At 27.1% G+C, this 21,951-nt stretch carries 17 protein-coding genes and 1 riboswitch; of the genes, 16 read left to right on the top strand and 1 reads right to left on the bottom strand.

Annotation, left to right across the window (positions count from 1 at the left end; translation table 4 throughout):
• Positions 1-472 precede the first annotated feature (472 nt).
• The 14 genes from GOQ20_RS00435 to deoC all read left to right on the top strand — a co-directional run bounded on the left by GOQ20_RS00435 (position 473) and on the right by deoC (position 20,344).
• Complete coding sequence (locus tag GOQ20_RS00435; protein ID WP_167844964.1) at positions 473-2,119, top strand: hypothetical protein; 1,647 nt, start codon at positions 473-475, stop codon at positions 2,117-2,119.
• A gap of 1 nt (position 2,120) precedes the next feature.
• Entirely contained in the window at positions 2,121-2,741 is a 621-nt protein-coding gene (locus GOQ20_RS00430) for a hypothetical protein (protein WP_233091224.1), read from the top strand.
• Positions 2,742-2,770: 29 nt separating this feature from the next.
• On the top strand, positions 2,771-4,987 hold the full coding sequence (locus GOQ20_RS00425) for an ATP-binding cassette domain-containing protein (RefSeq protein ID WP_167844962.1): 2,217 nt from the start codon (positions 2,771-2,773) through the stop codon (positions 4,985-4,987).
• Positions 4,953-5,420, top strand: a complete 468-nt coding sequence (gene lepB, locus GOQ20_RS00420; protein WP_233091223.1) for a signal peptidase I — start codon at positions 4,953-4,955, stop codon at positions 5,418-5,420. The genes GOQ20_RS00425 and lepB overlap by 35 nt, the downstream gene beginning before the upstream one ends.
• A 400-nt stretch (positions 5,421-5,820) precedes the next feature.
• Positions 5,821-5,987, top strand: a riboswitch (Lysine riboswitch).
• A gap of 101 nt (positions 5,988-6,088) precedes the next feature.
• On the top strand, positions 6,089-7,921 hold the full coding sequence (pepF, locus tag GOQ20_RS00415) for an oligoendopeptidase F (RefSeq protein WP_167844961.1): 1,833 nt from the start codon (positions 6,089-6,091) through the stop codon (positions 7,919-7,921).
• Positions 7,922-7,958: 37 nt separating this feature from the next.
• Positions 7,959-10,838 (top strand): OppA family ABC transporter substrate-binding lipoprotein, encoded by a 2,880-nt coding sequence (locus GOQ20_RS00410; protein WP_167844960.1) that lies wholly within the window; start codon positions 7,959-7,961, stop codon positions 10,836-10,838.
• Positions 10,839-10,909: 71 nt separating this feature from the next.
• Complete coding sequence (locus tag GOQ20_RS00405; protein WP_167844959.1) at positions 10,910-12,067, top strand: ABC transporter permease; 1,158 nt, start codon at positions 10,910-10,912, stop codon at positions 12,065-12,067.
• Positions 12,067-13,491: an ABC transporter permease gene (locus GOQ20_RS00400; protein WP_167844958.1), complete on the top strand. Its 1,425-nt coding sequence runs from the start codon at positions 12,067-12,069 to the stop codon at positions 13,489-13,491. Before GOQ20_RS00405 ends, GOQ20_RS00400 begins: the two co-directional genes overlap by 1 nt.
• A complete protein-coding gene (locus tag GOQ20_RS00395; RefSeq protein ID WP_371864741.1) occupies positions 13,457-14,557 on the top strand; it encodes an ABC transporter ATP-binding protein in 1,101 nt (366 codons plus the stop codon). The genes GOQ20_RS00400 and GOQ20_RS00395 overlap by 35 nt, the downstream gene beginning before the upstream one ends.
• Positions 14,544-17,000, top strand: coding sequence for an ATP-binding cassette domain-containing protein (locus tag GOQ20_RS00390; RefSeq protein WP_167844956.1), 2,457 nt, complete (start codon positions 14,544-14,546; stop codon positions 16,998-17,000). Before GOQ20_RS00395 ends, GOQ20_RS00390 begins: the two co-directional genes overlap by 14 nt.
• 5 nt (positions 17,001-17,005) lie before the next feature.
• Entirely contained in the window at positions 17,006-17,452 is a 447-nt protein-coding gene (locus GOQ20_RS00385) for a hypothetical protein (protein WP_167844955.1), read from the top strand.
• Between the two features lie 215 nt (positions 17,453-17,667).
• A complete protein-coding gene (deoD, locus tag GOQ20_RS00380; protein ID WP_167844954.1) occupies positions 17,668-18,369 on the top strand; it encodes a purine-nucleoside phosphorylase in 702 nt (233 codons plus the stop codon).
• A 1-nt stretch (position 18,370) separates the two neighbouring features.
• Complete coding sequence (locus tag GOQ20_RS00375) at positions 18,371-19,666, top strand: pyrimidine-nucleoside phosphorylase (RefSeq protein ID WP_167844953.1); 1,296 nt, start codon at positions 18,371-18,373, stop codon at positions 19,664-19,666.
• 15 nt (positions 19,667-19,681) lie between these two features.
• Entirely contained in the window at positions 19,682-20,344 is a 663-nt protein-coding gene (gene deoC / locus GOQ20_RS00370; RefSeq protein WP_167844952.1) for a deoxyribose-phosphate aldolase, read from the top strand.
• A 221-nt stretch (positions 20,345-20,565) separates the two neighbouring features.
• Here the strand turns inward: deoC and GOQ20_RS00365 are convergent, their stop codons facing one another.
• Complete coding sequence (locus tag GOQ20_RS00365) at positions 20,566-20,808, bottom strand: hypothetical protein (RefSeq protein WP_167844951.1); 243 nt, start codon at positions 20,806-20,808, stop codon at positions 20,566-20,568.
• A gap of 64 nt (positions 20,809-20,872) precedes the next feature.
• Between GOQ20_RS00365 and GOQ20_RS00360 the strand changes: the two genes are divergently transcribed.
• Together GOQ20_RS00360 and GOQ20_RS00355 are read left to right on the top strand one after the other, a co-directional pair.
• Positions 20,873-21,142: a hypothetical protein gene (locus GOQ20_RS00360; RefSeq protein ID WP_167844950.1), complete on the top strand. Its 270-nt coding sequence runs from the start codon at positions 20,873-20,875 to the stop codon at positions 21,140-21,142.
• Between the two features lie 253 nt (positions 21,143-21,395).
• Positions 21,396-21,884 (top strand): hypothetical protein, encoded by a 489-nt coding sequence (locus GOQ20_RS00355; protein WP_167844949.1) that lies wholly within the window; start codon positions 21,396-21,398, stop codon positions 21,882-21,884.
• Positions 21,885-21,951 lie beyond the last annotated feature (67 nt).

Here is a 21,951-nt window from a genome sequence, read left to right as displayed (position 1 = left end):
GAACCGCTTTCTACAAGCGGTTTTATTTCTTTTTTTGTATCTAATTATTGTTCTGACACTGCCGTGATAAAGGTTTGCAAGTTTTTTTGTTTGTTCTTTTATTTCAAAACCTTATAATACCTACTATTATTTGAGCTTTTCTTTCTTCGTAATCACTCATTTTTTCATATGTTGTAATTTTAAATACACTAATAGCCACTCCTTTTAATTAAAATTTTATCTAAGATGTAGATTTTTAATTTTAAAACTCAAGGGTGTGACATTTAGTTTGCTATTTAATACGTTTTACCTTTTATCATTATTTTTGAATTTTTCACATTAATTTTCTTATAATTGAAACATTAAAAAAGCATTGTTATTTTTTTGACACTTAACTTGCGCGTCACTTTTCAATTTTTAGTTAGTGAATTTAATAATAAAGATGGAGGTATAATCAATACAATTAAAAAGTATTGTTTTTAAAATTCAGAAAATGAAGAAAATTACAAAATATTTACTTTGATCAATTGGATCAATTTCCGCTTCTGCCACATTAGCTGGAATAACATATTATTTACTTAATAGAAAAAAAGAGCTTATGTATAAAATTCCGGTTAAAGATATGTTTAATTTAGAGAAAATAAATGTTTTAAGTGATGAATTGTCCGAAAAACAAGCAGAAATATTGAATAATCATTTATATAATGATGAAAAAATGAATATTTTTTATGATAGAAGAATACCAAAAAACATTGAATCACACTATTATATTGTGAATCTTTATAAAAAATCATTATTTCAAGAAAATAACATAGAAAAAGAAATGTTTAAATTATTTACATTTAGTGATTTATCAAAAGTACCGATTGTTATATTTGACAATTATTTATATACATTTTCTTTTAATGAAAATATGAAAAAAGAAAGTTTTATAAACGATATTAAAAGTTATTTATCAAAGAATTTAGATGATAAAAATAATTTTTTTACTATTAAAAACTTTGCAGGAATAACGATAAATGATATAGCAAATATGAATATAAAAATTTATCTTGCATTAAAAGAATTGGGTCTTAAAAATATACTTAATGAATTTGATTTTTTAAACAAATTAAATTCTCTTAAAAACTATCTTTTAAAATGAATTAGAGAAACAAAAGATGCATATGAAATAAAAAGAAGTTTAGAGTTTATTTTAAAAATAAAATTAATTTTAAATGATAAATCATTAAATCCAGAAGAAACAAAATATTTAAGCGAGATAGAAAATGAGATTTTAAAAGAGATAGAATCAGTAGAAAATTTAAGCGTTTCGCAATTAGAATTCATATGAGAGTTTTTGGAAATATTTAAGTTTTACGATTTTAAAACCAAAGAAGATATTGTATTTATTATAAAAAATAAATACAGTAATATATTCAACAATATATTAAATAAGATGGAACCTAGATATATTTTTATGTTTTATACTTTTTTTAAAGAAGAATTTAATTCTATTGATAATGAGAATAAAAGAATGTTTTTTGAAAAATATTTAGAAAAAATAAATGTTTTTTATGATTGAGATTTTTTTATTGCATATTCTTATACTTTATTTAAAGAAAGCGATATTTCATTAGTTGAAAAATCAATAGATAATTATTTAGATTTTATTTTAAATAAAAATGATATGTTTTGAGACCGAAATAAATTAATTAATCTATTTTTTATTTTAAAAATAAAAATTGAAAATAATTTGTTATTTGACCAAAAAGATATTATCAGAAACGTTTTATTAAATAATTTAAAACAAGACAAAAATATTTTTAACACTTTACTTAACGTTGCGAATTTATTTCTTTTAAAAAAAATAGATAGTAATCTCGAAATTGAAGTTCCTCAATCATTAATAAGAGAAATAGAAAAAATAATTAATAAAAATGACATTATAGAAGATATAAAATTTTTAATATTATTTAAGGATTTAGCAACTTTTTTAGATGTTGAAGTTAATTGAAAAGAATTATCAAAAAAATTCAATTTTATTAATAAATATAATTTTTTGTTTAATATAATAAGTGAAGAAAAAGATGTGTTATTAAATGATATTGATAATTTATTTGATTTATATTCTTTAATAATAAATAATGGAGGTTATTAAAATGAAATTAAAATTTAAAAAATTTTTAGCAAGTTTTGGAGTTTTATCAGCTATGATTGTTGCGCCAAGTGCAATAATAGCATCTACAGTTAATAAGAAAGAGGCAAATGCACTTTTTGGTAAGAAAACAGAGATGATTTGAATACAAAAGGGTAAGAAATATGTAGATGGAAATGAATATAAAACTTCTCATGATGGTAAGGTTTGAGCAAGAGACTATTTTTGAAGTAGTGATGAAGTATTTTGAAGCGGGGTTGCTAAGGCATCGGTAGAAAGAGTTTTATTTGATAGTACTTTCACTAATAGAGTTGTTTTAGGAGTAGAGACATGAGTTGAAGGTAGTGGTAGACCAAGCGTATCTTCTTCAGTTGGTATCAGTCAATCTAGCGGTTTAGAGGCAAGTTTAGGAATATCTTCTAATCCAACCGAAAAGGGAAGAAGTTTTAGTTATGTTTTTGAAGATACAAATGAAATTGGTGTGCATTATTCATATTCTGGACGCATATGATCATGAAGCTATGTTGGTATTTCTACAAATGCCCTTTTTAAAGAAAAGAATAAAGTAATCATTGTGGATTCTCTGACTGATAAATTCTTTGAGCATAAAAAGTATGTTTCCTAATGCTTTGAATTTAAATAAATAATTAATTTATGATTAAAATATTTAACTTAAACAAAAAAATCAATGATAAAAAGATTTTCTCAAATATAAATTTAGAAATACCAATAAATAAATTAACTTTTATAATAGGTCCTTCTGGCGTTGGAAAATCAACTTTATTAAATGTATTAGGTGGCATTGATAAAGAATATGATGGAACCATTGAATATAATTTTAATAATATCTCTATAGATCCATCAACTTTATTAAAAAATAATTATGTAGATTTTATTTTTCAAGATTATAATCTTTTTGAAGATTTAAGTGTAGAAGACAATCTAGTTTTTCCATTAAATTTTTTAGGACATAATTTAAGTAAAGAAGAAATAATAAAAGTAATTAATGAATTAGGTATAAAAGAAATTCAATTAAATGAAAAAGTGAAGAATTTATCGGGTGGTGAAAAGCAAAGAATTGCTATTGCAAGAGCTATATTAAGAAAATCTGAGTTTATTTTAGCTGATGAACCTACTGGAAATTTAGATACTGAAAATAGTGAAAATATTTTTAAAATATTGTCTAGTTTATCGAAAAAAAGAACTATTATTGTAGTTTCTCATGATTTAGAAGCGGCTAAAAAATATGGTGATTATATTTATGATTTAAAAAATAATGAATTATTAGAAAACAAACCAACTTGTAATGAGTATTTATTTAATGATATAAAAAATAATTTAGGCAAAAATAATTTTTGAAATAAATATAAACCATTACTTAAGTTTTCTTGAGTTGGAATTAAAAGAAAGATTATTTCTTTTATTTTAATGATTTTTCTTATTTCTTCAACATCTGCTTTATTATCAAATACTTATTCCTTGCATAATAATTCTCAATTTGTTTCTACAAAATATTTTAAAGAAACAAATTCTGATTTTATAGAATTAAAATATCAAACTAATTCATGAAATTTAATTGATATTAAAAAAATTGATGAATTAAATAATAGAATTGGTAATTTATCTTCAACTTCATACTATTCATATTATCCACAGATAAGAATTGCTGCATTAACTAATAGTGATAAAATATTAGAACTAAATTTTGATGAGATTGACAATTCAAGTTTTTGAACCAATAAATTAGCAAGTATGAACATTATTGGAAAAGCAAGTTTAGATGTAAATGAAGTTATTGTTTGAAAAAAAGATGCTGAAAAGTATAATTTAGATTTATACACAAATAATGAATTAAAAACAGATAATGGAATAATTTTCAAGATTGTGGGTATTGTTGATTATGATGATATGATAGATTTATCTAATTATTATTCCTATGTAAATAATTATGAAAAAATAAATATATTTGTTAGCGCAGAGACAACGAAGAAAATTTCATCAGAAATAAATAAAAATTCAAAATTTAGTTTTTCTATTCTAAAATATATTAATGATGAAATTGCTGTACAAATTGCAAATTCATCAATGATTGATTATGATGAAAATTTAAACGATAATGAATTTACATTCATATCTCCTGTAAAAAAACAGTTAAATATCGGAGAAAAATATAAAATTGATAGCGATTTTCATATTGATATGGATTTAGTATTAAATAATTTTTTAATAGATAAAAATTCTGAAAATACTAAAATTAAATTTAGTAAAAAAACATTCGAAAATTTAAAAAAAATACATTCAGAGTACATAAGTGGATATCCTAATAGTCTTTTAATATATTTTAATAGTGCTGAAAATCTACAAAAATCTTTAAATTTACTCAATGATTTAGCTAAAGAAGATTCAAAAATAGTAATTCATACAAATTTTGCTTCACTAGGTAAAATGATTGTTCAAAATAGTAAAGACACAACAAAAATTATTTTTATTTTCGCTATTTCTATATTTATGATTTCAATAATTGCCGTTGCTATTTTTTCACATTTAATAGTTAGTTCTAAATCTAAAGAAATTGCTTTACTAAAATTATTAGGATTGAATTCTAGACAAAGTTTAATCTATCATTTATTTTCATTTATTTTTGTTGCTTTAGTTTCGATTGTTTTTTCTTTATTAATAATGTATCCTATTTATTTAATTTTTACATTATTGATTAATAATTTAGCTTTATTAAAATTTAATTGATTATTAAATATAACAACATTGTTTATATTTTGATCAGCTATTTCATTTGTTTCATTTTTAATATACTTTTTTGTATCTCTTAGAAAATTTTATGCAAAAACAAATAGACTTCTTAAAGAGAAATAAAAATAAAATACTTTTATTTATTTTATTTTTATTAATATTAGTTATTGTTTTTATTTATTTTTTACTTTTTTTTCCAGTTAAAATTAATGGCAATTCAATGCTACCATTATTAAAAAATGGTGAATGAAAATTAGCTTTCAAATATGGTCCATACAATCAAAAGGATATAATTATTTTTGAACAAAATGGTGTTAATGTAGTGAAAATGATAGTCGGAAAAGAAGGTGATAAGATTATTATTGAAAATAATAAACTTTTTATAAATAATAATCTTTTCACTAGTTTATTTATGGGTAATTTTGGTGATAATATAGAATTAATAGTTCCAAAAAACCATTTTTTTGTTTTAGGAACAAATTTAAATTTTAGTGATGATTCTAGAGTTTTTGGTTTTATAAACTCTCACCAAATAATTGGAAAAATATTATTTTAACAAAATATAGGACTACCCTATATTTTAGCTTGAGTGTAATCACCAGCACAATAAAAATACCGTTCCTAACGCAATAGGGAATGGTGTTTTTATTGCCTTTTTCTTGTGTTTTTGAACCCGACCGCGTTGCAATGCAATTTACAATCGAACCGCAAACACATAGTTTTCGTTTTTTGACTTTTTCTAATGATAATGCAAATAATGCACTTGATAGATCAAAAATAAAAAAACAAAAATTTTTGTCTTTTGTTAAAAATATGTTATCATTCTTGCATGAAAAAACAGATCAATGTAGTTATTTCTAACAACATTATTAGCATGATTGTTCGTTCAATTATGTAATTTTGTTGTTAATCTGTTTTCTAGCAGGTTAGCAAAAACCTGCTAAACTAGATTATATTTGTACTATAGAGGAGCTTTTAGCATTAGTACATAGTGGAGCAGGCATGCTGGGAAACTATGGAAAGGGTATAAAAGCCGAAATCTTAGCAAAGGCATTTGCTTTGGTTGATAAAGGGTCTTAATCGAGCTTTATTCTTTGACGCATTCATTGGTGCTATAGATACACAAATTTGTTAATTATTAATAATTAAAAAACAAGTTTTGTGAATTTATAGTAAATTCTACAAGGCTTGTTTTTTCTAATTCGTTATTGTGAAAGGAGGATAATGGAAGCTAAACAATATAAAAACTATCAGGATATACCTAAAAAGTATCGCTGAGATTTAGAAGCTATTTTAGAAAATAAAACTTATCAGTATTGGGTTGATAAATATAAAGAGCTTTGAGAGCAAAAAATCGCTATTAAAAATTCTAAATTTGACAACTTAGCTAGTTATACAAAAGGCCTTAAGTTAGAAGAAGAATTAACTTTAGTGACTTTTAAGCTCCATAATTACTTATCAAACAATCTTAATACTAATTTAATAGATCCTAAATTTAATAAGCTCCAACAAGAATTTGATTTTCTAACTCAAGCATTTGTATCAAGATTTGGATCAGAAGAAAATAGAATTTATGCTCATAAAGACAAAATATGAGATTGAAAAGAAAAACCAGAACTTAAGAGCTACAAACGTTATTTAACTGATTTGCTTGATTCATTTACTCATAAGCTTAGTGATGATGTTGAAGAGTATATTAAAAAAACTTCTTTTGGTAAAGCTAATTTAAATAAGATTTTTAGCATTTTAACCAACAGCGAACTTGATTTTGGGACTATTGAGCTATCTAAAAATAAGAAAGTTAAATTAAACCCAACTAATCGCTTAAAGCTTCTTAAGCATCAAAACAAAGATGTTAGAAAGCAAGCTTATCAAAACTTCCTAAAAGGTTATATTAAGCATAAAAATTCTTTATCAGAAGTTTTATATCAGCACTTTAAAGATTTAGCAACAGAAGCAAATGTTCGCAAGTACGATTCAGTAATTTCAATGCTTACTTATGAAGATAAAGTTTCTGATGCGTTATTAAATAAATTGTTTTCTCAAGTCCAAATAAATAAAAAAGTGCTCTTTAGATATAAACGCTGATATAAGAAGTTTTATAAAGCAAAATTTGGAGAAAAAATCCAAATTTGAGATTGAAGCAGAGATTTAATTACGGTAGATTCAGATTATAGCGTTGAAAAAGCTAAAGAGCTAGTTGAAAATGCGCTTAAGCCTTTCGGAAGTGAGTATATGAATCAAATTCACAAAGCTTTAAATGAAAATTGAGTAGATTTTATGAGCGCAGATTCTAAGCGTGGTGGAGCTTATAGCATTGGATCATCTTACGGAATTGATAAAAAATATATCTTAATGAATTTTAATGGTCAATTACGTGGAGTGGAAACTTTAGCTCATGAGCTTGGGCACTCAATGCATTCATATTATTCAGATACTCGTCAGGATCTTATTAATAGTCAATATCCAATTTTCTTAGCTGAAATTGCATCAATTTTTAATGAGTTAATGCTTTATGATTATCTCCTTCAAAAATCAGATAATGACAAGTTAAAATTTAGCATTTTAACAAGTATGATTAATGGTTTTATTGCAACTGTGATGAGACAAGTTGAGTGAGCAAATTATGAATACGATTTATATAAGGGTATTGAAGAAGGAACTCTTTCAAGTAGTTTCGATTCGCTTAGCAAACTTTATTATCAAAACTCCTTAAAATACACGCTTGAAAGAAGTGTTAAGCACAATGATGAAACAACTATTTTCTCAATTTATGTGCCGCACTTTTATTATAGATTTTACGTATATAAATACGCAATTGGCCAATTAGTTGCTAGCTATTTCTTTGCACAATATAAAGCTAAAGGAACTAGCGCTTTAGAAAATTACATTGATAATTTCTTAAGCGCTGGAAATAGCGATTATCCAATTGAAATACTTAAAAAAGTAGGTGTAAATTTAGAAGATGATCAATTTTATAAACAAGGATTTGACTATGTTGAAAAACTAATTGATCAATGAGTAAAATTAGGTAAAAAAATATTTAAATTTAAATAAGTAAAGAAAAAAGAAAAGATAAAAAGGAAGAATTAAAATGAAATTTAGAAAAAGGTTTTTACTTGGAACAGCAACAGTAGTAGCGGTTCCTCTTACATCAGTTTTAGCTATTGCTTGTGGTGATACAACCAAAAATCCATCAAAAAATGGAACAACAAATAATGGAAACGAAAATTCATCTAATATTCTTACATCAAGTTCATTAGTAACAAAAGTAAGATATTTAACAGGTGATGATTCAAATTTATCAGCTTTTGCTAGACAAGGTGCATATAAATCAATTACTAATGCTACATACAACTTAAAAGATTTTAGATGAGATCGTTCATGACTTTATGGTGGTAAAGATGGTGCATATTTAGAAGATGGTACAACAGGTACACTTATTTCATTTAAAGCTATTGGACAAGCTCAATACAGTGAAGCTACAGAAGTAAATGATGAAGGTATTGAAACTAAAACAATTAGAATTTCAAAACCTTCAGGTGAGGCAATGGTTTTTGAGCATGCTGATGCAATTATTATTACAACTAATGACGGTATAGAACATGTTTATGATTCTGATGAAGCGGAAGTTCTACCTGCACCTGAAATAGATGGTAAATATTATAATGAAACAGTTGTAACACTTACTTCGAATAACTCAAAATCAATTAACTCACTTTCTTTCCAAGAAAATTTACAAAATGCTAAAAAAGTTAGTTTTAGAGTTAGACAAGGTGCTAAATGAGTTGATAAAAATGGAAACGAAACACAATATAAAGTTTCAGCTTATGATTACTGAGCAGGTCTTGTAAGAACTTTATTATTCACAGGTCAATACCGTTTAAGTCACGGTGGAAAAGAATCTCTTGACGAAAAAATGAAAGGTCTTTTACACGCACCTGGAAAATTACTTGATAGTAAAACAAGTTATGGAAACTCATATCTTTTTGACTTATATAATGTAAATTTTGAGCACTTAATTCAAAAGGATACAGCAGTGACTACAGATGCAGAAGGTAATACATATTTCAATATTGAAAAGAAAAACCTTGATGAAACAGCTTTATTTGGTGAGATTCTTAAAAATATTTATTCTACATATGAATTTACACCAATGCCTTATGAATATGTAAGTCAAAATCAAAATACTCCAATTATTTCAACTGTAAAACCTACAAGCGGAGCTAATTCATTTGATACAGAAGCATATAAAACAGATATATTAAATGCTGAAGGACTTGCTAAAGAACTTGGATTTTACTGATATGGAACAACAATTGAAAATACCTTATTCTCAGGTAAATACTATGGAATTCCATATAACGGTGACACTTTAATTGAATCAATTAAACTTAATGAACACTACTCAAATAAAGAATTCTTAAAAGATAAACAAAATGTTCTTGTTTTCCAACAACAATATCAATCAGGTGAAGTTGATCAAGATGCATTTATTCAAACATCTTTCAACGCATATACTTCTGGAGATAATGTGAGTTTAAATTATTCTGCGTTGCCAAAAAACCTTAAAGATCAAGTAGATCAAAATAAACAAAAATACGGAATGTCTTATGTTAAAGTTTTAAACACAGATGCTTATGCAAAAACTAAAATTAACTTAATGGTACCTTCACTTCCAGATGGACCTAATGCCGGAAAATACAATTTTGATAATTTAGTGTCTCAATTATTATATGGACATTCACTTAACAATGTTTATACATCTACAGATGTTGTTAAAAATTACTCAACTGGTATTTCAATTGAATTTAGAACTATTTTACCAGCAGCAATTAACTGAAAACCTGTTGTTAATGATTTAACACCAAATAGACCAAGCTCACCATGACTTTCACCTTTAGCACCAGATGCTGCAATTAAAGAGGATTTTAACGATCATTCACTTGCAGAAAATAACTTAAGAGCTAATGCTGAAGCGCTCAATACATTATTCGTTGTAGATTCACAAACAGGTGAAAAAGTTGATTTAGGTGGACAAATTGGTACAGAAATTTCTCAATCAGAAAACTCAAGTCTTGATAAAAATGAAGATGATAAATATAAATCATCAGCATTTGATTTATTATCAGAAAGAATGACAGCATTATTAGATAGATTATATACACAAACAAATACTCCAGAATCTACAAGAGTAAATATTCCTTATTTCTATAGATTCATCAACCCTAATCCACCGATTTTAATGACATTCAGAAAATTAGCTAATACAATGAATGCTCTTGATAAAAAAGGAAGATTAAACATTAGCTTTGATTACTCACAAAATGCAGATGGATGAAGAACTCATTGAGGATCAGGAAGTTTTGAAACTCTTGCTTCATGAGGATATGACTATAAAACTATTGGTTCTGGTATAGATGGAATTGGTACTCAATCACAATTACTAAACCTTTTTGCTCAACTTTCTACAGATTCTGAATTAGCACAAAAATTTGGAAGTGCTTTTCCACGTTTAGTTGAAGCTGCTAAAGCATTTAAAGCTTATGTTGAAAAAATTGAATCTGAAGGAGCTTTACTTAGTATTCCATTTGCAGATTGAGCAATATTAAGTCCAACATTACTTAGTGATTTTATATATGCTTTAGGATCAGAAAAATTAAATGAAGCTAAAAATGCTTATGTAGCCTTATCAGCAGAAGAAAAAGGAAATGGAAGGTATTTAACAGTTGCGGATATAACATCTAAATTCTGATTAAACTACAACAACTCACCTAGTGTAACTAAAAAATCATTATTAGAATTAGCAAATGAATTAGTTGTGTACTTTGGATTTACTTTTGATGCCGTAACAACAATTGGTAAAAACAACTTTACCCCAACTGTTTCAAACCCAAGTTACATTAAACCTCAAACAAACTTTGACTTCTTAGACTTTGGTTGAATTAAATTAGGAGAAGAAAAATTATCTTAATATAACTAATCAAACAAAAACAAACAGCAAAACTGTTTGTTTATTGTTTCATTTATGAAAGAAAGGAAATTATGTTTAAATATCTTTCCCAGAGAATTTTACTTGCAATTTTAACATTAATTATTATTGTTTTAGTTGTATACCTTTCTGTGGCGATATTTGCTGAAAACCCCTTTGTTAGACAACTTACTGTGTCAGCAGGGGATAAGAAAGCTTTAACAGAGAGTCAAATTAGAGATTTATTTGAAAAATCAAAAGCTTTCCATTTAACTCCAGCAAATCTTGAGTTCGCAGAACACAAAAAAGACTGAATCTATTTTAAAGTAAGTCCATTTGTTCGTTTAGGATATTGATTTAAAGACATTTTTAACAAAGAATACCCTTTTGGTAATGTTTTTGATCAAAACGTCTTTTCAGGAGCAAATGCAAAAAATATACCTGACCTTTTCTTTAAATACATTAAGTTTTCAATTATCATCACATTACCTTCATTTATTATTAGTGCAATTTTAGGTATAGCACTTGGAATTGTTGCTGGATATAAAAGAGGTACAACATTTGATATCTTTGTCAATTTCTTCTCTCTTGTTTTTATAGCATTACCTTCATTTATTGTTGCTCCTATCTTTATTTCAATTTTGTTGAACTTTAACATTCCGCCTATTTTCCAAAACCCATCCAATGAAGAAGTTGTTAAGGCTATGGGATGAGGAAAAATAATTTTATCTTGATTACCACCAATATTCATTATTGTGCTTGGTTCACTTTCTGGATATATTTCATATGCGCGTAACCAAGTTGTTACTGTTCTTACATCTAATTATGTATTAATAGCAAAATCAAAAGGCTTAAGCAGAAGTGAAATTTTCTTCAAATATGTTTTAAGAAATATTTCTATTCCACTTGCTGCCTTAATTATTCCTTCATATATAGGTCTTTTATCTGGTGGTATTATTATCGAAACATATTGACAAGTTCCAGGGACTTCAAAAGTTTTATCACAAGCGTTCCCAACTGGAGAAATTAACTTAATTATGTTTTCAACTTTCTTCTTTACCACATTAGGATTATTTACAACAATTCTTGTTGATGTTGTTTATACAATTTTAGACCCAAGAATTAAGTATGGAACAACTTCAAAATACAATTTAAGAACTTGATTTACAGCAACATTAGAAAGAAATAAACAATTTAAAGAATTAAATGAATTAGCTAAAGGAGGTAATTAATGAGTACAAGAGAATTTAATCGCAAATATGGACTAAACATTAATGCCAACTCTAACGATTTATTTAAAAGAGTTTCTAATTCAGGAAATAATTTTGTTAATGTTGCCGGAAAACCCAAAAAAATATTAATTGAGATTCTCAAGAGATTTTTCACAAACTGAGCAGCTGTTGCTTGCACAATTATTTTCATTATCATTTTAATTTTATCTATCGTTTCTACTTTATCAAGCGCTCATGATTCTACTAAAAGTATTAGTGATACAATGTTTTTCAATGTGCCAGAATTAGATACCTCAACTAACTCTTTAAAAGTAGATGAAAACGGAAACCTTTCATTCATTACAATGAAAGGTTCTCCATATGTAAAATACTTACCACCTTCATATAATCACTGAACATCAAAAACTTTATTTATTTCTGATGAAGATTATAGTAAATATATAAATGCATTCAAAAAAGATTATTTTGGTGTTCTTTATAATGATTACATTAAATCAGCAAAAGATCCAGGATCAGCTATTAGAATTATTACAAAAACAGTGATTCAAGCTAATGGACAAGCTGTAGATTCAAAAGAAGTTCAACTTAATACATATCAGTTCTATAAAGCTATGAACCTTTATATTTTCCTTGGTTCAATCTTTAAAGGTGTTGATTTAAATGCAGCTGGCGTTAGTGAAAATCAAATTAGAGAAATAATTGCTCAAATTGAAAAATTAAACCCAAGCAACCCTAACTTATACCCTAATTCAATTTTAGGTACAAATGAATTAGGAATTGATATTTGAACTTCTTCATGAGTTGGAACTTGAAATGCAATTAAATTAGCCTTAATTATTGCTACCATCCAAACAATTATCGGAGTTGCAGTAGGATGTTTTTTAGGTTTCCATGTTGGTTCATGAATTGATACAATTATTATGAGATTAATTGAAATCTTCGTAGCTCCTCCTGCTCTTATTTGATTACTTTTATTTGCTTCAACATTTGGAACAAGTGATTGAACACTTATTTTTGCTTTAGTATTTACCGGATGAACAGGAGCTGTTGGTGGAACAAGATTGTTCATAATTACAGTTAAAGATTCTGAATTTATTACAGCAAGTAAATCAGTTGGAGCTTCAAAAGCAAGATTAATTTACAAACATGCTTTACCAGCAATTATCGGTAAAATTGCAAATAGTTATGTTTCACGTATCCCAGGAATCATTATGTCTATTTCATCACTTGCATTCTTAGGGTTCTTTAAAGGTGATAATACAAACTTAGGAGCATTGCTTGTTAGTGCTGCTTCACAAGCTGGAACAAACTTCTGAATTTTACTTTTACCTTCAGTTATTTTATTATCAATATCAGTATCACTTCACTTTATGGCAATCGGACTTCATGATGCTCTCGACCCAAGAGTTATTAAAGTTAAATAAAAGGAGAATTATGTCAGAAACATTATTAAAAGTTAAGAACTTGAAAGTCAACTTTAAAACTGGTAAGAAAAAGTTTGTGACAATAGTTCGTGGAGTAGATTTACACATCAAAAAAGGTCAAATTGTTGGTCTTGTTGGTGAATCTGGAAGTGGTAAAACTGTTACATCTAAATCTCTTTTAAATATTAATGATAATGCATTGGTTTCAGCAGATTTAATGACTGTCGATGGTATTGATTTAACCCAATCAAACAAAGAAAAGTTTTGACAAACAATTAGGGGTCAAAAAATTGGTTACATTCCACAAGATCCTTTAACTTCTTTAAATCCAACTAGAAAAATTGGAAAACAATTATTAGATGCTTTAAATAAAAATGAAGATTGAAAAGATAAAAAACTAGTTGAAAAACGTCAATACTTAGTAGGTTTACTTGAAAAATTCGGAATCAGAAACGCTGATAAAATTTTCGATATGTACCCACACACATTAAGTGGTGGAATGAAACAACGTGTTGTAATCACAATGGTTGTAGCATTAAAGCCAAAGTTAATTATTGCTGATGAACCCACAACTGCACTTGACCCTACTGTTCAAGCATCAGTTTTAGCACTTTTTGAACAAATTCGTCAAGACATGAATATTTCAATTATTTTCATTAGCCACAACATTTCCGTTGTTGCAAAATTATGTGATTATATTTATGTTATGTATGCTGGAAAAATTGTAGAAAAAGGAACTAAAAAAGATATTTTCGCTCACCCAGCACACCCTTATACATGAGCTTTAATTTCTGCTATTCCTGAAAACAAAGAAGATCGTTTATATTCAATTAAAGGAACTCCACCAGATATGTCTAATTTACCACTTGGTGATGCTTTTGCACCAAGAAATGATTATGCACTTGAAATTGACTTTATAAAAGAACCACCTCTTTTCGAAATAAGTGAGACACATGCAGCTGCAACATGACTTTTACACCCTGAAGCTCCTAAAGTTGAGCTTCCAGAAGAATTACAAAATAGATTAGCAAACTTTAGAAAGGTATTTAGTGATGAACAAAAATAAAGATGAATACATTTTAGAAATATCTAATCTAAAAAAATATTTTGTTAATGGTAGCATAGTAAATAAAGCAGTTGATAATGTTAGTTTCAATGTTAAAAAAGGTGAAATAGTAGGGTTAATTGGTGAATCTGGAAGTGGTAAAACCACTGTGGGTAGATCTCTTTTAAGACTTTATGATGATTTTAGTGGTTTTGTAACATTGCATAACCAAATTATTTCTGGAAAAAGAATTTCTAGAAAAAGAAGCAAATTCATGCATAAAAATATTCAAATGATCTTCCAAGATCCAATGGCTTCTTTAAATGGTCAAAACAACATTTACACTATTTTAAAAGAACCTCTTGTTGTAAATGGGATTATTAAAAATAAAATTAAAGATATCAGTAGTGATTGAGCAAAAATTGCAGATAACTTTCACTATACTTTCTTAGAAGAAAGTTTAAAGTTAGAACTTGAAAATATAAGAGTTGCTAACCGTCTTCTTAAACCTTTTGTTTCAAAATGACAAAACGTTAAATTAGCAGATTTTTCTGCTTCTGAAAACACAGACGATCAATTTAATGCATATTTTGGTTTCCTTGAAGAAAGAGGAAAAATTAACTCTTTAATTGTTAATAGTTTTTATAAAAACATCGAACAATTAATTGCTCTTTACGATAATAAACAAAAAGACTTTAGAAACAATAATATTGACTTTGATGAAGTTGAATTAGAGCAAGCAAGAAACGAATATCAAAAACAACAAAAATTAAGATTCAAAACAGAATTGTATTACGAAAATAAAGCTCTTTTTATTGAAAGATTTAAAGACTTCAATAATGTTAGAGCGCAAAATAAAGACTTTAAAAATGTTACAAAAAATGCTTTAAGAAACTTCATACAAGAATTCAGAAATGAAGCAAATATTCACAAAAATGAAGCATATAGTTCATCATCAATTCCTTACTTTTTCCATCAATATAAGTTATATAAATTAAATTTATTTGTTAAAAAAGCGATTAAATCAAATTTAAGCAAACTACAATTCTTAAATTTAGAAGAGCTTAAATCACTTGTGGCTGATTTACAAAACTACATTAATCATTTTTATAAAGATGAATTAATAGTTGATGAAACTAAAAAAGCAAGCATCAAAGAAATTGACAATATTATTAATAATAATTTTAAATTTGATTGAAATTCTTATATTTCAAAATCACAAGAAACTCGAGAAATTCAAAGAAATGCTTATAATGAAAACAAAAATTTAATGTTAGAAAGTTTTTCAAAAGTATTTAAAGAATTCTTTAAGTTACCTAAACAAAACAAACAAGCTCTAACAGAAGCGCGTCAAAAATTAGAACAAACTCAAAAGATTTTTGATTCAGAATTAGAAAAATATATTAGCGAATATATTAAAAGAATTGAAAATTACAAAAAAGATATTGAAGAAGAAAAGAGAATTCAAAAAGAATATTTAAAATCAGAAAAAGAAGAAATGTACAAATTCTTAAATATTCATAATGAATTTAATGTCTTTTATAAAACAAACTTGATAGCTCCAATTAAAGTAAAATACAAAGAAATTCTTAACAAACGTAAATTGTTTGATTCTAAAATTGACTACACTAAAGCTAAAAATAAACTTAAAGAAGAATTAAAACAAAGGGAAATTGAATTAAAAGTATATAACACCACAGTTGCAGATAAGATTGAAAACAATAAATCTTTTGAAATTGAATTGCGTTATCTTAATAAAGATATTAGTAATATAATGCTTCTTCTTGGTATTTCTCTTTTTGATTTAAAATTCTATAACACTAAATTTAAATCTTTATTTAGAACATTAATAAGCAAGTACCGTAAATATAAATTAGCACAATTATTTACAAAAAATGCTATCTATAAAGCTTTAGAAGATGTTGGTTTATTAAAACAATTTGCTTACCGTTATCCACATGAATTTAGTGGTGGGCAACGTCAAAGAATTGTGATTGCTCGTGCTTTAATTACTGAGCCTAGTGTTATTGTTGCCGATGAACCAATTGCTTCTCTTGATATTTCAATTCAAGCCCAAGTTGTTAACTTACTTAAAGACTTGTGTAAAGAGAAAAACATCGGTATGATTTTCATTGCTCATGACCTTTCAATGATTGAATATGTAGCTGATAGAGTGCAAATTATGCACCTTGGAAAAATTGTTGAATCTGGAGATACTAACAAAATTTACTCTAAGCCAGTGCATCCATATACCAACAATTTATTTAAAGCTATTCCTAAAATTTCAAATGCAAATGAAAAATTCAAAGATGTTACTTTTGAACTTTCATATCTTCAAGAGCAACAATTCCCTAATGTACCTTTAGTTAAAGAAATTGAACCTGAACACTTTGTGTATGGAACTGAAGAGCAAATAGAAAAATGAACAAAAGATGAACATTTTAAAGCTTCTACTTTAAAATAATAAGTATGAATAAAATTAAATCTAAACTTTACTTTGAACTAACTTCCAAACGTTTTTGAATTATTCAGCTCGTTTTTGCTCTTTTTGGACTAATTCTTGGTTTATTATTTAAATTCGCAGCTAAACATCCTTATTTAACTGCTATTGCTGTAGCTACATTTATTGTCTTTTTAATTGATTTATTAATCTTAATTTTTAAATGAGGATTTCTTGAAAGAACAATTCAAAGACTAAAAGAATCGTTTGCTTCTACTGAAAAAGCTCGAAATGAGCGTAATTACAAAAAAATGAATGATGCTGAAAAAAGAGCTTTTGAGAGAATCCAAAAACAAAAAGAACTGAAAAAGCAAGCTAGAGCAAGTAAAGTAAAAACCAATTTTACCTTTTATTTCACATTATTTATTTCATTAGCAGTTGCATTAATTTTTATTCCGCTTTCAACTTATGTGTAATAAAGCTTATTTTAGCAGCTGATAGATAAAATCACTTTAACTTATCAAAAGTTAGGGTGATTTTTTTATTTTTTGATAAAAATTGAGCAATAATTGCAAAAATATCAGTTGCAAAAGTCCATTTAGCAATCTTGGTGTCCAAAAGTGCTAAAATAATATAGGTATTATTTGAATATTTTAGTTATTCAATTTATTTTTTATTTTAAGGAGATAATATGACACCACACATTAATGCTAAAAAAGAAGATATCGCTAAAACAGTAATTATGCCCGGAGATCCTTTAAGAGCAGAATTTATTGCTAAAACTTTTTTAGATCCTGGATATAAAAAAGTAAACACAGTTAGAAATATGTTTATGTTTACAGGTACATACAAAGGAAAACCAATTACAGTTGCTGGTTCAGGAATGGGATGTCCATCAATTGGAATTTATTCATACGAATTATTTAAATTCTATGATGTAGATAACATCATTAGAATTGGTTCAGCCGGTTCATATAAAGCTGATTTAGGGCTTTATGAAGTTGTGCTTGCATCTGAAGCTAAAGCTGACGCTGATGCATTTAGAAAACTTGTGCTAAATAAAGAAGGAACAGTTGCAAAACCTAGTGAAAAACTTAATGCAAGAATTGAAAAAGTTGCTAGTGATTTAAATATCAAATTAAACAAAGGAAGAGTGCACTCATCAGATGTATTTTACTCAGCTGTGCCACTTGAACAAAGAATTGCAGATACAGAAGCAATTTGTGTTGAAATGGAATCGTATGCATTATTTACTAATGCTGAAGCAACAGGTAAAAATGCAGCTTGCTTATTAACAATTAGTGATAATTTAATTACACATGAAGAAACTTCTGCTCAAGAAAGACAAGAAGCGTTTACAAAAATGATGGAGATAGCTTTAAATTTAGCTTAATATGCGTGTAGTAGATATTATTGAGAAAAAAAGACTTAATAAAGAACTTACTAATGAAGAAATTCAGTTCTTAATTAATTCTTATGTATCTGGTGATACACCAGATTACCAAATGAGCGCCTTTTTAATGGCAGTTATGTTTAACTCTATGAATTCAAGAGAGATTGCAACAATGACTAAATATATGATGCAATCTGGAAAAATTATGGATCTTTCTGCAATTCCTGGAATCAAAGTTGACAAGCACTCAACAGGTGGAATCGGAGATAAAACTACTCTTGCAGTAGCTCCAATTGTTGCAGCTTGTGGTGCTCCAGTTGCTAAAATGAGTGGTAGAGGTCTTGCGCAAACTGGTGGAACTATTGATAAACTTGAATCAATTCCTGGTTTTAGCGTAGAACTTACTGAAGAACAATTTAAAAAACAAGTTACTGAGCATTTAATTGCAGTTATTGGACAAAGTAATGAACTTGTTCCAGCTGATAAAAAATTATATGCTTTAAGGGACGTAACTAGCACAGTTGAATCAATTCCGCTTATTGCTTCAAGCATTATGTCTAAAAAATTAGCCACAGGTGCAGATGCTATTTTACTTGATGTTAAATGCGGAAATGGTGCTTTTATGAAAGATTATCATTCAGCTAAAGCACTTGCGCAAACAATGATAAATATTGGGAAAGAACTTGGGGTAGATGTTAGAGCTGAAATTACCAATATGTCTCGTCCAATCGGAAGAGAAATTGGTAATAAAAACGAAGTTCTTGAAGCTATTGAAACTTTAAAAGGAAATGGCCCTGAAGATTTTAACACTCTTGTTTTTTCTAGCTGTGCAACAATTTTAGAGCAAGCTAAAATTGTAAATAGCTATGAAGAAGGAATGGCTAAAGCTAAAGAAGCTGTATCTAGTGGAAAAGCTTTAGAAAAATTCTACGAATTTGTGGCAATTCAAAATGGGGACGTACAAGCACTTAAAGATCCTAGCTTTTGAAACCCTAAATACAAATTAGAAGTTAAAGCAACTAAAGAAGGGTATTTAGAAATTTTTGACGCTTTAACATTTGGACTTGTTTCAATGAAACTTGGAGCCGGAAGAGCAACTAAAGCTGATAAGTTAGATTTTGAAGCAGGAATTACTCTTAACAAAAAAACTAATGAAAAAGTAAGTGTTGGTGATGTGATCTTTACTTTATATTCATCAAAACCAATTCCGAATGAACTTGCTATAGAATTAGAAAATAGTTATCGTTATAACTTAGAACCAATTGAAAATAAAGTTATTTTAGATCATCTAAAATAACATAAGGAGAAATACATGAATTACAATCAAATGATTGATCATACATATTTAAAGCCAGAGGCTACAAAAAAAGAGATTGACAAATTAATTGATGAAGCAAAGAAATACGGATTTAAAACTGTTTGCGTTAACTCTTCATGAGTAAAATATGTTTCAGATAAATTAAAAGATAGCTCAGTTGGAATTACATCAGTAGTTGGATTCCCTCTTGGAGCTGGAATTACAGCTTCAAAAGCACAAGAAGCTAAATTAGCTATTGATCATGGTGCTGATGAAATTGACATGGTTATTAACATTGGCCGTTTTAAAGAAGGTGACTATGAATATGTGCTTAATGACATTAAAAAAGTTAAAGAAGCTTGTGGAAATCACGTTTTAAAAGTTATTATTGAAACTGCACTTCTTAAAAAAGAAGAAATTATTAAAGCTACTGAACTTGTTATGAAATCAGGTGCAGAATTTATCAAAACTTCAACAGGATTTAGCTTCCGTGGAGCTTCACTTGAAGATGTTCAAATTATGAAAAGTGTTTGTGGAGATTCTCTTTTAATCAAAGCAGCTGGTGGAATTAGCAATATGGACGATTTAATTGCTATGTATAACGCTGGAGCAACAAGATTTGGAACAAGTAGATCAGTTGCTATTGTTGAAAGGCAAGAATCAAAAGGTGGATACTAATTAATACCTTCTAAGCCTATTTATAGCAAATAAAGATTTAAACCACTTACCAAAAGGTACGTGGTTTTTTTAATTTTTTAATAATGCTTCAAAAAGTAAAAAAATTATCCTAAGAGGCGTTTTTAGGCTTCAAAACACATTTATTAAATATAATATTTATGTATTAAACAATCAAATAAAAAGGAGTGGCAAATGGATGAGAAACAAATAGAACAAGTCAATTATTTATCACAATTATCTATATTAGGAGCAAAATTAAAAAAGAAAGCTACAATTTCATTAATTTTACTTTTTGTTGTTTTTCCTATTTTAATCGGGATTTGTCTAGGGTTGTTTTTTGGTCTTTTTAATGGTGTTGCATTTTTTAATACTTTATTAAATAGCAAATATAAGTTTTCAAATGATATATTGCCTGAAATAATTACTCTATCAATTTTAGGATTTCTTTTATTTATGTGATTCATAACTTACATTATTGTATTAGTAATGTTATGCAGTCATATTAGTCAAATTAAAAATACAGTTTATATGCATAACGATTTTCATTTTTATGAATTAGGAACAGCAAAAGCACTTATTTTATTATCTCTTTTACCTATAGGGACAATTTCGTGAATTTTACTCCTTATCGGTTTAATAATCATTAGAAAAAAAGCAAGCTTTTTAGCATTCCAAACTATAATGATATTAACAAACTTAGCATCCCAAATAGACACTTCTCAATTCGATGACGATGATGACGATGAATTTTATGATGAAGATCTTGATGATTTAGATGAAGATGATGAATATTATTAGTAGTATAAAAAATTAAAAACAGATATTTATAAAACCGCAAGAGAAACACTTGTGGTTTTATAAATCCTTTAATTAAATTACATCTCTAAATAAATTTATTCAATTGTTTTAAAATCCTTACTGAAAATTTCTAGCAAACTAATAAAAAAGATTTTTTATGTGTATATTCAATTAATTCAATATAATAATATTGAATTCAAAGAATTCATTCAATTACAATCAAAAAAAGTTATAAAAAAATATGGAGGGGATTATGAATAACTTTGCTAATCCAGCTCAAGCAATATTTTTCTTAGCATCAATTTTAAAAAGAAAAATGACTGGAACTTTAATTTTCCACTTTGTGATTTTACCAATATTAGTAGGAGCTAGTTTTGCAATTTTACTGATTGGAGCAGGACCTGATTTTTTTGAAAAAATAGGAAAAAATAAAGATTACACCACAAGAGAACTTGTATGTGCTCTAGTTGGTTATGGATTATTAATAGTTACAGGTATAACAAATTTTGTGATGTGAATATCTGCTATGGTTAAAATATCTTCTACTTGTAATCAAGTTAGAAACATTGCTCAAATGACAGGTAATTTTCAATTAGATATTTTAGGTTCAGCAAAAATACTTGTTTTATTCTCACTTCTTTTCTGACCTTTATATATTGTAGGCTTATTTATAGCTAGATCAAAAGCTTCACAATTAATGATGATGACAGGAATGCAACAAGGTGGATATAACTCATTTTAACCTTAAACTTGATCAAAAGATCACATGAAATCCATGTGGTTTTTTATTTTTGAAAGTAAAATCAAGA

Origin of the sequence: Mycoplasmopsis gallinacea (genome assembly GCF_012220205.1) — a bacterium.
GTDB lineage: Bacteria > Bacillota_I > Bacilli_A > Mycoplasmatales > Metamycoplasmataceae > Mycoplasmopsis > Mycoplasmopsis gallinacea_A.
Note: the sequence above shows the minus strand (reverse complement) of the source record. Positions and strands in the feature narration are given on the sequence as shown.